Here is a 15,658-nt window from a genome sequence, read left to right as displayed (position 1 = left end):
TTAATATAAAGGAAGGCATAATAATCCTAGATTATTGGTATTATATAACTTCCTTATTGATTTCTCTGAATCAAATTAAAGGTTATTCTTTGTGTAAGAATACCATTTCTTTTAGGCTGTGTCAATAAAAATTATTTTATACAAATTTCATCTAAATTTAGTTTAAATTTTAATTAGGTCATAAAAATAACTCCTAGTTTTCTAGGAGTTATTAATTATGTCTCTAAAAGTTGTTCATTATGTTATCCCACATCATTTTTCCACATTTAGCAAGGGTAACTGTTCCATAAACGCTATTAGGAATTCCCATTGAAAGAACAGTAAATGTAAAAGATCCTTTTGGTGAGTGGATCAAAGCTGTATCGTTTTCAACGCTAGCCTTATCGCCTGTCTTGCTTGATATTTCATATTTTAAATCATCAGGTATATAAAGTGCTAATTTGTTTTTCATTTGTTGTCTTTGTAATATATCCATAAGCATTTTGCTATTTTTTTCATCTAAAAAGCTTGAATTATATAAGTGTTTCCATATTTTTGATAGATCTAAAGCACTTGTTATATTTTCAATTCCATTACTTACAGCTCTTTCATCTGAAGTTTTTCTATTTAATTTAGTGTTTTTTAATCCTTGTGCTTCTATATCGTCATTTATCTTATCTATACCTACTATATCTATGAGCTTATTTGCTGCAGTATTATCACTTTGTATAAGCATTGCAACTAACAATTCAAATATAGTATATTCTCTATTATCAAATTCATGGAGTATTCCTGTTCCATAAACTTTATCTTCTTCTTCAATTTTTATTTTATCTAAAAATGTACTGTTCCCTTCTTGAACATGCTTTATTATAGATACTGCTATCGGCAATTTCATACACCCTGCACTTGTCATTTGAACATTTTCATTGTATCCATAACTAAAACCACTTTCTAAATCCTCAAAGAAAAATGAATATGTTCCTATTCTAGACTCTAAATATCTTTTTATTTCTTTCATAATACCCACCGCTTTCTAAAAATACTACTAAATGTCATTAGGTATCTTATGAGTACTAAATCACTAGTATAATTTAGTGCTCATATTAAGTTAACTAATCGGCAAATGATATCCCTATTCTCTTAGCTACAGCTACTAACTCTCCATCTTGATCTACTTTCTTGTTATTACCAATGACATTTTCTAAACTATCATAAGTAATTTCATTACCTTTTAAGCATACCATGCTTCCGAACTTACCTTTATTGATAAGCTCTATTGCTTCAACACCATATCTTGTTGATAATATTCTATCATATGTTGATGTAGTTCCACCTCTTTGAATATGACCAAGAACTGTACATCTAACTTCTCTATCCTTAACTAACTTTTCCAAATCTTCAGCTATCTTATTTCCAATACCACCAAGTCTAATTGGATCTGGACTATCTTCAACTATCTTAGATACTATAACATCGCCGTTCTTAGGTTTTGCACCTTCTGCTACAACAATTATAGTGAATAACTTTCCATGTTTTTTTCTATCTTCAATTTTTTCTACAACTTTATTTATATCATATGGAATTTCAGGTAGTAGTATAACATCTGCCGAACCAGCTATTCCTGATTCCAATGCTATAAAACCTGCATTCCTTCCCATAACTTCTAGAATCATAATTCTATGATGAGATTCTGCAGTTGTATGCAGTCTATCTAATGCTTCCGTTGCTATACCTATAGCTGTATTAAAGCCAAACGTTACATCAGTTGACCCTAAATCATTATCTATAGTCTTTGGAACGCCAATAACATTTACTCCTTTTCTTGAAAAATCTCTAGCTGATGTTAATGTTCCATCTCCACCAATTACAACTAAAACGTCTACACCCTCTTTTTTTAAATTCTCAACTGCTACATCTGATACATCTTTTTTTACTATTTGACCATTTTCTTCTACTGAGTAATCAAACAAATTATCTTTATTTGAACTATAAAGAATTGTTCCTCCTCTTGATATAAGGCCTGATACAGCTCCTAAATCTAATGAAATAAAATCATTGTTATATAATCCTCTGTAACCGAATTTATATCCAATAACTTCATATCCATAATTTAAAATTGCTGATTTCGTTACTGCACTTATTACTGCATTTAAGCCTGGGCAATCTCCTCCTCCAGTTAATAGAGCTATCTTTTTAATATCTTTGGACATCTTCTAATCCCCCTATACCATAATCTTCATTGGAAATTATTGTTCCGATTAAATTATCATTATTTTCTGACTATTTACTTAATAATATCACAAACTTTAATTTATGAAAAGTATTAATTTACAATATATTCATTCTTTAAATAAGAATTGAAATTTTTAATTTTAATATTTAGTCGTTTCTCTTATATCTTCATTATTATTCCTAGGAATTTTAATCCAAACTTATTATAAAGAAAGACTATTTTGAATTTTAACTACATTAATTACTATACCCAAACTTACATTAAGTATTATATTTTATAAATTAATATTTAGAAGTGTTATTTATATTTTTATTAATAAATTCCGCAGATTATTAACCATTATATTACAATTAACTTCTTATAATAATTAATCTTAAGTGTTAGTATTATTTACGTTTCTTTTTAACATATATGCTTAATTGCGTTTCTACATTATTAGTCCTAAACTCTTAACGTATTTAAATGATAAATATAAATTTACTATTTAAATACACTTATTTGTTTTATAATTTAAATTTAATTTTTTTTATAAAAAGAGTTGAATTAGCATAAAGCTAATCCAACTCTTTATTTTTATAATGTAAAATTTAAAAAACCAAAGAACATAAGTATTCCAAATACTATACCTGCACCTATTCTATAAACTGCAAATACACGCATTGGTCTTTTCTTCAAATAAGAAACAAATTTATCCATAACAACGACTGACACTACAAATGCCACAATAAAGCCTACTACTAATGATATCCATGAAGTCAAATTCATTCCTGAATAATCAAATTCCATAAGGTCTTTTGCAGATGCTCCTATCATGGCTGGAATAGCTAAAAAGAATGAAAATTCAGCAGCTATTGGTGTTGAAAGACCTGCAATCCATCCTCCCATAATAGTCGATGCACTCCTTGACATTCCTGGCCATACTGAAAGTACTTGGAATACGCCTACCTTTAGAGCTTGCATTGGAGTTATACTATCTAAACTTTTTGTTGCATGTTTGTTACTTTTTCTAAACATGTTTTCAATTATTATTAATAGAATACCTCCAACTATAAATCCTATAACAACAGCTTCAGGATTAAATAAACTTTTTATCTTTTTATAAAATAATAATCCTATTATCAGCATTGGTATGCATCCTACTATTACATTTATACCAAAGTTAAAACCTGTTTTACCTTCTTTTCCTTTTGTAAATATATATCTGAAAAATTCAATTACGCTGTCTTTTATCTTCTTCCAATATAAAACAACAACGGCCAATATTGCACCTAATTGAATTACAACCTCATACATTTTAACAAAGTCACCCTTAAAATTAATGATGCTTGACGCCAGTATCATATGTCCAGTTGATGACACCGGAATAAATTCTGTTAATCCTTCAACTATTGCTTTATTATAGCTTTGATTATAAATAAAATATCCAATCCCACTTAATTTTCACTCTCTTTCTTTTTTGTTTACTTATTTACTTTTTTAACCATATTAATATATTTTAAACCTATTAGGTCTTATTTCATATTAAAAAATTATTAATTTTTTAATAAATTCACTATATTTCTCTTTACTCTCACCAAAATTCACTTTGCTCTCTATTTCTAAGATAAATAATACTTTGTCCAATTTCAATTCTTATAAGATTCTAAACGCAATTTATTATTTCAATATATAAATATAATGATTATTCCTTAATCAAATTCTTATTTTACAAGTTAGTCAAACAATTAAGGAGCAACTTAATAGTTCCCCCTTAATCTTTATTATTATTTCTCTATTACACTCATTATGCTTTTTTCTTCATTTTCTATGTTTGGTACATAGCTCTTTAATACTGTAAAATTACCAACTAATTCGTAATCTCCAAGAGTTGCTGGAATGAAGATACTATCTCCCATAAGCATTTTTTCTTCTCCACCACTATATTTAATTACACCATTACCTTCAACACATGTAAATAAATAAAACCTTCCTTCATCACTCGTTTCTTTTACAGATGTAGTAATTTTATATTTTTGTATTGTAAAATATTCATCTAAACAAAGATATGATTTATCATATCCATCTCTTTCAATTAGAATTCCTTTTGAATTCTCCCCTTTAAGAGAAAAATCTATTACATCTAATGCCTTTTCTACATGAATTTCACGACCTCTATTATAATCGTAAACTCTATATGTAGTATCACTATTTTGTTGAATTTCAGCAATTAATACCCCTTCACATATAGCATGAACTAATCCACTTTGCACAAAGAAAAAGTCGCCCTTTTTAACTGGAATCTTATTTAAGTACTTATCTAATTCCCCTTCTTCTATTGCTTTTTTAAATTTTTCCTTATCGCAATCTTTTGTTCCCACTATTAATGAAGCATTTTCTTCTGCATCCACTACATACCAAGCTTCTGTTTTTCCAGAATCTTTTTCAACCTTATTTGCATACTCATCATCAGGATGGACTTGGACCGAAAGTTTATCTTCTGCTGTTATTAGTTTAATTAAAAGTGGAAATTCTTTAGTACTTATTTCAGTACCTAAAAGTTTTTCTCCATATAGATTTATTATTTCATCAAATGTTTTACCTTTTAATTCTCCATTTTCTACTTTACCAGTCCCATTTTTATGACAAGCTATATCCCAACTTTCTCCTATTACACCTTCTGGAACATTATTTCTAAATTTCTCTAGGTGCTTTCCACCCCATATTCTCTCGTAATATAGGTTTTCAAACTTAATTGGATACATACTACTCTCCCCCTATCAAATGACTATTTTATACTTGTTTGCAAGTTTATATTATATAAATAATTATCTTAATAAAATAATTTTAAATCTGGTATTTTTAATGTTGCCCCGTTTCTTTTATTATATGCATCAGATAAATTCCTTACTCTATTATAATTTTCGCTTATTGTATCTTTATCCTCTTCTCTTGTTTTATCATTTATGCCATCATATGCTGCCTTAAAATTAACTAGCCCTCTGCTTAAATCTCCTTCTATAGCTACATAATAACATCCAGCATTATTTAGCGTTAGTATATCATTTTTATCAATAGCATATGCCGCTCTTATTTCCTTAAGAGCATCATCACCTTTTTCTTTATTTAAATACACAGTTCCTAGCGCCCTATGATATTTAATTTCTTTTGAATTTATTGCTATACTCTTTTTCAATAAATCTATAGCTTCGTCTTGTCTTTGATTTGCTACTTTAATTAATGCCATATTATAATATACTTCTGCATCATTAGGATTCATTTTAGATGCTAAGGTATAATAATATAATCCTCTAGAACTATCCTTAACTGTATTTCCATAATACTCTGCTAATTTAATTAATATATTATAATTAAAAGGTTCCTTATATAAAGCAGTTCTAAAATACGGCTCTGCATTTTCACTCTTATCTTGTTTTTCCATTATCTCTGGCATCAAGAATCCATAGTTATCTGCATAGTCTTTGTTTAAAGATATACTCTTTTCGCAATTCTTAAGTGCATCATCATAATTTTCATCACTATAATCTTCCAATGACATTGCGTGATATCCTATAAATGAGTTTGGATCACTCTTTATCATTTCATTTATAACATCTCTTGCTTTTTCTGATTCACCTAAATTCTGATATGTGTTAGATTTAATAAGTGCTAAATTTATACTTCCAACATCTTTACCTTCTAACTCACTAATTAAATTATTAGCTTTTTCAGCCGATTCCTTATCTTTAGAGTAAATCTCTGCCTGCCACATCTTATATGCAAGTTCACCTGAATCTTTTTTCTCAAGTGCTGTAATCTTATTTAAAATGTCATTCTTATTATATTCTGCAATTTGCGTTATTACATCAAAAACTTTAACTTCATTTTTATCTTTATGCCATGCATCTTTTAATAATAAAAGCCCTTCATCTAAATTATTCATCATCATATTCATTCTAGCTAAATCTGCCAGATCAGATGCATTTTCATCATCTCTTGGATAATTATCAATTATTTCTTTCATTTTATCTTTCTTGTCATTTGCCATATAAACAGTAAACATTGTTTTTAACAAACTCTTATCTGTTGGATAATCCATCAAAAACAATTCACCATATTGCAAAGCCTTATCATAATCTCCGTTCATAAAAGACGTAAACACTATATAATTTGTAAGTTCTCTATCTTTAGACTCAAAATTATCTATATTTTTTTGCTTCTTACCATCAACTATCTTGTTTCTAGCTAAATAAACTTTTGTAAGAAGTTCATTCGAATCTGCGAAATCTCCTTTTACAGAATAAATTTCTGCAATTTTTAAATTCCATATTGGCCATTCATCTTTTTCTTGTTCTTGATACTTATTATATTCTTCAATTGCAGCATCATACTTATCATTATAAAAATCCTCTTCAGCACTATTAGCTGCAATAGTAAGCTTATCTTTTGATGACTCAATTCTAGATTTAGAGATTACATTAGTTATCATAACCGCGCTCAGGCAAATTACTATAATTACAGGTGGAGTAAAATATCTGTCTTTCTTGAAGTCGCTTATGTATTTAAAATACTTACTTTTTTTCAAATCATTTATGTACGTAAAATATTTGCTATTTTTAAAATCGCTTATATACTCTATAACTGATTTCTTCACGAATAAATCACACCTTACTTTTATAATCAATTCATACTTGTCCTCTATTTTAACAAACTTTGATATAAAAATCTACTTTTTGACTAACATTCATTAAATTGTAACTATATATTCATAAATATATTAAAACTTTTACATTTTAAATCAGTAAATTTTTAGATTAAAATTCTCAATATAAATAGAATTAAATTTTCTGCCTTTAAATATTCCCATATCCTTATTTTGAATATTAAACAATTTTAATTCAAATTCTATCTAGTTTAAGTCCTTCGTGCCTTATAAATCCTTCTTATAAAAAATCAAATTAGCGGCATTTAAATGCACTCATACTACTTAAAGCACTGAAACAAGTGTATTTGCAGCCCAAATCTTTTTATACTTTCCTTATTGCTAAAAAGAGCAAGATCTTAATCCTGCTCTTTTTTAGCACTGCAAACATTATTTTTTAGATAATTATACATTAAATCTAAAATTAACAACATCTCCATCTTGCATTATATAATCTTTTCCTTCTAGTCTAAACTTACCTTTTTCCTTAGCTGCAGCTTCTGAACCACATTCAACTAAATCATTATAAGAAACCACTTCTGCTCTTATGAATCCTCTTTCGATATCAGAGTGAATCTTACCTGCCGCTGCTGGTGCTTTAGTTCCTCTTTTGATTGTCCAAGCTCTTACTTCTTGTACTCCGGCTGTTAAGAAACTCATAAGCCCAAGTAATTTGTAGCTAGCTTCAATTAATTTATCTAATCCTGATTCATCTAAACCATATTCACCTAACATTTCAGCTTTTTCTTCATCATCAAGGCCTGATAATTCTTCTTCAATTTTAGCACTTACAACCATAACTTCCGAATTTTCACTGACTGCATATTCCTTAACTCTTTTAACATAATCATTATCAAAATTACCTTCCATAACATCATCCTCAGAGATGTTACAAGCATATAGAACTGGCTTTGAAGTAATTAAGAATAAGCTCTTTATAAAAGCTTCTTCTTCATCAGTAACTTCTAAAGTTCTAACTGGTTTGTTTGCTTCTAAATGTTCTTTAATTCTTTCCATTACTCCATATTCAAATTTAGCAGTCTTATCACCAGATCTTGCAAGCTTTATAGATTTTTCCATTCTTCTCTCTAAAACTTCTAAGTCTGAGAAAATTAATTCTAAATTTATAGTTTCTATATCTCTTATAGGATCAACAGAACCTTCAACATGAACAACATTTCCATCATCAAAACATCTTACAACATGAACAATTGCTGCAACTTCTCTGATATGAGATAAGAACTTATTTCCTAAACCTTCACCCTTTGAAGCTCCTTTAACTAATCCTGCTATATCATAAAATTCTATTGCTGTATATACCTTTTTCTTTGTATTATACATTTTTTCTAAAACATCTAATCTTTTATCCGGAACACTTACTACACCAACATTGGGCTCAATTGTACAGAATGGATAATTAGCTGATTCAGCTCCAGCTTTTGTTATCGCATTAAACAACGTACTTTTACCTACGTTCGGTAAACCTACCATACCTAATTTCATCTATGTACATTCCTTTCTTATATCGAACTTTTACTTAAAGATATTCAAAATATACCTTAACTTTTAATATACCTTTAAAAATTATACTCTAGAACCTTTTTTATTTCAACTTTATATTATCACAAAAGGCATATTCAGGCATCTGTAATAATCAATTACTATTGAAAAATTATATACTAAGATACTGCACTTAATAGTAATGCAAAAAAACTAATTAGATCTATATTATAAATGTTTAATCCCTCATAAACTTAAGTTTAAATAATTATATGATTTACCTAATAAGCGACATATGTGCAAGTATTCCTTTTGGACTAAAATTATATATAATTTACCACGGTTATTCCTACCCAATATTCAAATACTATACTTGGTTAAGCATTTATTCAATGTCTTCAATTGAATTTTATCTTATCTATATAGCTACTGTAATATCACCATTTCTTCAAGTGGAAGATAACGATAGCATGACTCTAGATAAAGTTCAACTAATATTCACTTTATATTTTTCTTGGATAAATCTGAATTAAATATGTAAATTTTTAAGATTGAAGGTGAGAAAATGAATAAGTCTATAAAATCTTTAATTGCTCTTTCTTTAGTAATGAATCTAATTACTCTTGTTCCTCAAAAACCTGCACTTGCTGCAAGTGATAATGATACCGATTCAAATGAATGTTTTCAAGAAGATGGTGTCTTTGGAGATATTTTAGATGTTGATAACATAAGAGATATTTTTTCTTCTTTTAGTGATGAAGATGAACTTAACTGGTATTACGTTGGTAAAGGAAAAGATCAAATTGCAGAAGGTCCGAAGGAATCTGTCAGCTTCTTAAAAGAAAATTCTGCTTATTACCTAGGTGATACCTCAAAAAAAGTTCTATATCTTACTTTTGATGAAGGATATGAAAATGGTAATACCGGAAAGATTTTAGATATATTAAAAGAATGCCAAGTACCTGCAGCCTTTTTTGTTGTCAAACCATACATAGACACTCAGCCAGAACTAATAAAACGTATGGTTGATGAAGGACATGTAGTTGGTAATCACACAGTTCATCATCCTTCTATAGCTCAAATACGTGATAAAGAAAAATTTGAAGCAGAATTTACTGGAGTAGAGAATGCTTTTAAAGAACTTACTGGTCAGGATATGCCTAAGTTTTTTAGACCACCTATGGGTAAGTATTCAAAAAAATCATTAGCAATGACAAAGGATTTAGGGTATAAAACTATATTCTGGAGTTTTGCTTATAAAGATTGGTTAGTAAATAATCAGCCTTCAGAAAGTTATGCTGTAGAGAAGATATGCAAGGGTGCCCATCCAGGTTCCATAATGCTTCTGCATGCTGTCTCAAACACAAATACAAAGGTATTATCATCAGTTATTAAAACACTTCAAAAGGAAGGTTACGAATTCAAATCACTTAATGATTTACCTACGGAATAGTAAATCCAGCCATAGAGTATATTAACAATTCCAGTACTATATACAATGGTTAGATTCACTTAAATGCTTTCACAACAAGAATAACTATAGATATTCAATTATAAAAGTTATATCATTTTAGTGTGTTTTAAATTTATCTTAATTACATACTAAAATGTTTTAACTTTTATTTTTTTAATCTATAGTCATTTACTTATTATTACTGGTTAGAGAACTTTTCAAAAGTATCTCCTAAAACGCTATTTTATATAATTATTATTTTATAAATTTACTTACATCTTCGCTCACTTTAACAGAAGAATTTTTTGATACAATAATATTTTTTATTACTCTAAAATCCTCTGCACTATATGACATAGGATTAATTAAGTACGTGTCCTCTGCAGAATTTTTATTCTTCTTCTTATCATTTTTATAAAAGCTAATTATAAAAAAATCTTTTCTCTTATTTTTAGGCTCATTTCCTTTACCTATAAGAATAGCTTTTATATTATTATACTTAATCGATTTTATTAGATCATTGTTTTTATAGAATTCTATTGCATCCTCTTTAATTAATATATCTTGACTATACTCCACTAAAACTGAAAGTGCAGTAACTATTCCTGCAAAAAAAAGCACCCACATAGGAGCACTTTTTAATCCTCCTTGTAACGCTCCAAAGATTATTCCTATAATTATCTCTATTATTGCAACTCCTATCATTACACCATTTTTCTTCTTTAACACAATAGGAAATTTTGCGTTTTCCAATGCTAATTCCTCCTTAAAATTACTATAATATATAGACAGACTAAGTTAGACCTAAACTTATGCACATAGCTTATAATTGGTTTATCTATATATGTTTGAGAATATATAATTTAAACTTATATTATAACTTACTAAAATTATAAACACGTTTAGCTAATAAGTTAAATCTTTAGATTTGTTATCTATAAATCACATTCAATATTATTATAAGCTAAGTCTTAGTCCAAGACTATAATATAGAAAATAAATAACAATATATAATTAATTCAAAATTACACATATTTTTTATATTCAATATATATATCTTATGTTAATAAATATTATACATTATATATGCAATCTTTTTCAATACTTGTTAATATTATTCCTTAGTCATTTATTAATCCCTTAATCACCAAAAAATTAAACGTATCAAAACCTCATATGAGCACAAAATATAAAAAAAAGGAGGTGTATCATATGCCACGTAAAGATGGACCACACAAACCAGGATCAAGCAATCCAATGCAAAAAGGTGTAAGAAGAAGAAGACTTCATGCTAACCAAGATAATGTGGGCGATCCAAAAAATAGGCCCGAATACGAGAATTTTGATGGAGAACCAGTAGAATAAAAGTACATAAGAGATACTTACTTTAATTGAATTCTTAGTAAGTATCTCTTATTATAATTAACCACTTTTGCATTGCTACATCTTAGGATAAATTATTTTATTTACCGTTTCTGTAATCAATTCTTTTTCTTTAGCTGATTTTTCTATAATACTATCTAATTCACTATCAAGTTTCTCAAAAAATTCTTCATTTCTAAGCCCATTTAAATTTACTTTAACATTTATTATGGAACTTTCTATCGCACAATGTAGTAGAATTGCTGAAATTGCTAAATCTGATAGCAACATCTTATTTCCATACTGCGCCATAACATTAAGGTTCTTATAAAATTCTAAGCTTTCTCTAGCTAAAATTAAAGGCGCTTCCATAGACTTTATAGTATTCTCTTTTATCGCCAATTTTCTCTTTTCTTTTTCTTCTTCAATATCTTTAGGCAACTTATAAGAATCCATTAACTTCAAAAAGTTCTCTCTATCTTCTTCCATAAGTTCTAAGTTCCTTACAGTGAACTCTTTAGATTCCTTTTGAAATTTTATTATACTTTCTTTTTCATCCTCTTGAAGACTCATATATGCTTTTTTGTCTACTGTCAGAGAATAAACCATAGAATTCAATGCACCAGATAATGCCGCAATAAGACCCGCTACACTTCCGCCACCTGGAGCTGGCAAATCTGATTCTAATTCACCTAAAAATTGTTTTATAGTTTCGTCACAAAATTTCATATAATATTTTTCCCCTATCTATAGTCGTATTTTTTTATATTCCTTATTGCTTATACCTAATCTATATTTTTATTATCTAGAATCGATACTAGATACCCTAAGTATATCCAAAATATCATTGAAATAAAACTTATTGTATATACCAATACACTTTCAAATAAGTTTACTGCAAGAATACCTGCTATAATCGAAGTTATTATTGTCATCTGGTTTTTTTCTCTTCTGTTTAACTTATCTAGATGTTGTATTATAAACATCAAGATCATTCCTATGAACATTAGAAATAAGAGTAACGAAATAACTCCATTTACCGCAGCTATTTGCACATATATATTATGCATTCCTCCAAGTTCAATTCCAGGTAAATAACTTCCTATTCTTGCATTTCTAACCGCCTCTATAAGATTACTATTTCCTACACCGGTCAAAGGATTTTTTTCTATTACAACTGATGCTGAAGTCCAAATAATATTCCTCTCTGTTGTAAAAGCCTCCAAATGACTTTTAACCATTTCAAAAAATACTCCACAAAAAAGTATTGGTATTAAAACAAGTGCTGCTCTAATATATTTATTTTTACTGTATATAAATATTGATAGATATATCACAGCTATTATTACCAAATATGCACTTCTTCCATGTGAACCAATCATAGTTACTGCCTGCAATATTATATTTCCCATCCAGAACATCTTGGGCTTGTGACTTCTTGATATATAATTAAGATACACGCACATAACTATAGCTAATGAAGTTGCTATAGAAAGAGCATTTTCATTTTCAAAAACCCCTTTTGTATTTCCAAACACCACTTGTCCGATTTCTATATTTATTCCCGAATATCTCATTACCAGTGATATAATAGAAGCAACCATCATAAATATTACATAAGAATAGGTAATTATGTTCATCTCTTTAATAAGCTTCTTTTTTGATTTAAATACATCAACTGCAAATATTACTACAAATATAATTAAATTAACTATCCAAACTTTAATATTATCACCACTTCTATAAATAAAAATGTTAAATATTAAAGTCACTATCATAAATAATGCCAGTGGAATATCAAATTTATAAATTTTTCTTCTCTTATATCCTTCAATAACCATGAATAAAATTAAGAGCATACCCCAAGCTAGTGTTATATTACTTAGAATTTTTATTCCTGGTACATCTTTGAGCATAGTTACAAATGTTAGACTTACAAATAAGTACAATAACTTAAAATAAAATTTGTTATCTAAAAAATCATATATTTTTTTAATTGCTTCTCTCATATACTTTTTTATACACTCCTTTTAGCTTTTCAACTAATACTTTTTCTGAATAGCTAAAAATTGTTTGTTCTCTAATTTTATATTTATCATACATTTTATGATTTTCTTTTATTTTTCTTAATGCTTCGGCTAAATCCTCCACATCATTCTTTTTAGCTATTATTCCATTATCTTCTTTTATAATATCTTCTGCGCCACCGTTATCAGCTCCAATTACTGGCTTTCCACATGCAAGTGCTTCAATATATACAACACCAAATGTCTCATGTTCAGATGGTAATGCAAATGCATCACATTCCTTCATTTCCTTCGAAACTTCCTCCCTCGATAAAGCTCCTAGAAGTATTACCTGCTTTTCAATATTCAATTCTTTAATAAGTGATTCCAATGATAGTTTAAGGGTTCCGTCTCCACCAATTCTTAAGCTTACATTTTCATTTTTGAAAGCTCTAGAAAAAGCTTTAATTAAACATTCAATTCCCTTTCCTTCTTCAAGAAAAGCACATGAAAAAAATTTAAAACCTTCATCCATATTGGTACTCTTTTTAATATTCTCATCCACAGAAAATATATTCAAATCTACCATGTTGTGAATAACTTCGATAGGTTTATTTACATATTCTTGAATTTCTCTTTTTAATCCAGACCCAACCGCAATCAAATAATCCGAATTCTCATAAGCATTGTAAATATATTTTTTATAACTTTCTCTAGCATACTTTGCATACTTAAGAGATGAATGTTCTGTTAATACTAATGGAACATTATATTTCTCACTTATATATGAAGCAGCTATCCCCCCCCAAAAAGCTGAATGAGCATGGATAATATCAACCTTTCCTTCATTTTTAACAATTTCTTGGTACATCTTATCCATTCTTTTATTGAAACTCTTAAACATTAATGGACTTTTAGGTAAATAATTATAATCTTTATATCTATAAGTTCTAAGGTTATCTTCTATATTAAAATTTATGCCTCTCTTTTCATGAATTTTTCCAAACATAGTAATAGGCCAAATTTCATTGTATGCAACAGTAATCTTCTCTCCATTATTTGAAAGAGCTTTAAACTGTTCCTTAAAAAAACTTCCATGAACCTCGTTTCTTGGAGATGAATACCAAGATGGAATAACCATTATGTGCATTTATTCACTTCCTTCTAATATATTGTTTAGCCTTTCCACAATTGAATTCCATTCATAATTAACATCTGGTTCACAATATATCTCATTATTTTTATGAATTTCTATTAATTTATAGATATGATTTTTTATTTCTTTACTATTATTCTCAGTTACAACACATTTTCTATGATTTTCTACCACTCTTTTAATCGGATCATCTTTATCCCCATAAATAACAAATATCCTACCCTTTGCCCCAAAATAGTCATAAATCTTAGCCGGTATTTGCTTTGAGTTTTTATTACCAAATAAGAGTAAAACCTCTCCATTTAACATGTATTTAAGTGCCTCATCAAATGGTATTCTAGGAGATACATTCGCAATCTCCAAGTTTTGAAGTTTCTTCCTAGCTTCTATATCATCTATATTTCCAAAAAACAATACATTTAACTGATTATATATTTCCAAGTTCTCTGTTTTTATTTCTTCAAGCGCTTTTACAAAAGGTCTTATATCTCTAAGTTTAGAAAATATTTCTCCTGTATAGATTATGTTAAGTTTATCTTTCTTTATAAGCTTAGGTGTTTCTTCATGTAATAATTTATCGTATAATTTCGCATCAAACCCTCTATTTAATATAAAAGTCCTACTATTATCTAAAATATTATAATCTTTTAAATATTCATCTCTATTAGCGTCAGTCACAAATATAAATTTATCTGCCAGATTAACAATATCTCTTTCCATATTCTTTTCTAACACCTTTTTTACAATAAAAGATTTTTCTCTTGTTGAATCTTTGAGCCATGGATCACTCCAGTAAGTAATCCATGGTACCTTTGGATAATGTTTTTTTATATAATAAGCACATAAATGAGAAGATGGCGGCTCATGCATAGAAAATATAACATCAAATTTTTCTTTTTCCATTAGCTTTATACCATATATTCCCGCTTTCCTTGCCCATGAATAATACATATCTGGTATCGCTAATGCATTTTTTATTTTCCGTAACACTTTTCTTCTATTAGTATTTCCTATTTTTGAAGGCGAATTATTGTAGCTTTCACTATTTTTTGGCATAAACTTTTTAAAGATAAGTCCACCATCAATAATATGCGTTTTGATTTTATCATTCATCATAGAGCGTAATACTTCATCATAATATATTGAATCTTTAGGAAAATTAACAGTCAGAAGATGTACTTCATTATTATTAATCTCACTTAACTTATTTAGATATTGTAAAGTTTCAATAGCTGCTGAATTATTTATCAATGGTGAATAGCAGGCAATAAATAATATCTTCATATAC

At 28.2% G+C, this 15,658-nt stretch carries 12 protein-coding genes and 1 pseudogene; 2 read left to right on the top strand and 11 right to left on the bottom strand.

Going from position 1 to position 15,658, the window contains the following annotated elements; genetic code table 11:
* Positions 1–223: 223 nt before the first annotated feature.
* The 6 genes and pseudogenes from AXY43_RS19970 to ychF all read right to left on the bottom strand — a co-directional run bounded on the left by AXY43_RS19970 (position 224) and on the right by ychF (position 8,396).
* The gene (locus AXY43_RS19970) at positions 224–1,000 is read right to left on the bottom strand and encodes a serine hydrolase (RefSeq protein ID WP_011968342.1); all 777 of its coding nucleotides are present in this window, start codon (positions 998–1,000) and stop codon (positions 224–226) included.
* Positions 1,001–1,094: 94 nt separating this feature from the next.
* Positions 1,095–2,192, bottom strand: a complete 1,098-nt coding sequence (locus AXY43_RS19965) for a 6-phosphofructokinase (protein WP_011968341.1) — start codon at positions 2,190–2,192, stop codon at positions 1,095–1,097.
* Positions 2,193–2,788: 596 nt separating this feature from the next.
* A pseudogene (locus tag AXY43_RS19960) lies at positions 2,789–3,648 on the bottom strand (undecaprenyl-diphosphate phosphatase).
* 330 nt (positions 3,649–3,978) lie between these two features.
* Positions 3,979–4,956 carry a type I phosphomannose isomerase catalytic subunit gene (locus tag AXY43_RS19955; RefSeq protein ID WP_011968339.1) on the bottom strand — a complete coding sequence of 326 codons (978 nt, stop codon included), beginning with the start codon at positions 4,954–4,956 and terminating at the stop codon, positions 3,979–3,981.
* Between the two features lie 68 nt (positions 4,957–5,024).
* Complete coding sequence (locus AXY43_RS19950; protein WP_105412035.1) at positions 5,025–6,845, bottom strand: tetratricopeptide repeat protein; 1,821 nt, start codon at positions 6,843–6,845, stop codon at positions 5,025–5,027.
* A 453-nt stretch (positions 6,846–7,298) separates the two neighbouring features.
* Entirely contained in the window at positions 7,299–8,396 is a 1,098-nt protein-coding gene (ychF, locus tag AXY43_RS19945) for a redox-regulated ATPase YchF (protein WP_011968337.1), read from the bottom strand.
* 562 nt (positions 8,397–8,958) lie between these two features.
* Here ychF and pdaA point away from each other — a divergent pair.
* A complete protein-coding gene (pdaA, locus tag AXY43_RS19940) occupies positions 8,959–9,846 on the top strand; it encodes a delta-lactam-biosynthetic de-N-acetylase (RefSeq protein WP_105412034.1) in 888 nt (295 codons plus the stop codon).
* A 255-nt stretch (positions 9,847–10,101) separates the two neighbouring features.
* Here the strand turns inward: pdaA and AXY43_RS19935 are convergent, their stop codons facing one another.
* A complete protein-coding gene (locus AXY43_RS19935; RefSeq protein ID WP_023975246.1) occupies positions 10,102–10,599 on the bottom strand; it encodes a hypothetical protein in 498 nt (165 codons plus the stop codon).
* Between the two features lie 459 nt (positions 10,600–11,058).
* Here AXY43_RS19935 and AXY43_RS28075 point away from each other — a divergent pair, with 459 nt between their 5' ends.
* A complete protein-coding gene (locus AXY43_RS28075; protein ID WP_011968334.1) occupies positions 11,059–11,211 on the top strand; it encodes a clostri-philic family protein in 153 nt (50 codons plus the stop codon).
* Between the two features lie 75 nt (positions 11,212–11,286).
* On the opposite strand, the gene AXY43_RS19930 is transcribed toward AXY43_RS28075, so the two are convergent.
* The 4 genes from AXY43_RS19930 to AXY43_RS19915 are packed head-to-tail and all read right to left on the bottom strand — an operon-like array spanning position 11,287 to position 15,654.
* Entirely contained in the window at positions 11,287–11,937 is a 651-nt protein-coding gene (locus AXY43_RS19930) for a cyclodeaminase/cyclohydrolase family protein (RefSeq protein WP_023975247.1), read from the bottom strand.
* Between the two features lie 56 nt (positions 11,938–11,993).
* Positions 11,994–13,217, bottom strand: coding sequence for an O-antigen ligase family protein (locus AXY43_RS19925; protein WP_105412033.1), 1,224 nt, complete (start codon positions 13,215–13,217; stop codon positions 11,994–11,996).
* The gene (locus tag AXY43_RS19920) at positions 13,201–14,364 is read right to left on the bottom strand and encodes a glycosyltransferase (protein WP_105412032.1); all 1,164 of its coding nucleotides are present in this window, start codon (positions 14,362–14,364) and stop codon (positions 13,201–13,203) included. Before AXY43_RS19920 ends, AXY43_RS19925 begins: the two co-directional genes overlap by 17 nt.
* Positions 14,365–15,654, bottom strand: coding sequence for a hypothetical protein (locus AXY43_RS19915; protein ID WP_023975250.1), 1,290 nt, complete (start codon positions 15,652–15,654; stop codon positions 14,365–14,367). It abuts the gene before it with no gap.
* Positions 15,655–15,658: the final 4 nt, after the last annotated feature.

Source organism: Clostridium sp. MF28 (genome assembly GCF_002969175.1).
Lineage (GTDB): Bacteria > Bacillota > Clostridia > Clostridiales > Clostridiaceae > Clostridium > Clostridium beijerinckii.
Note: the sequence above shows the minus strand (reverse complement) of the source record. Positions and strands in the feature narration are given on the sequence as shown.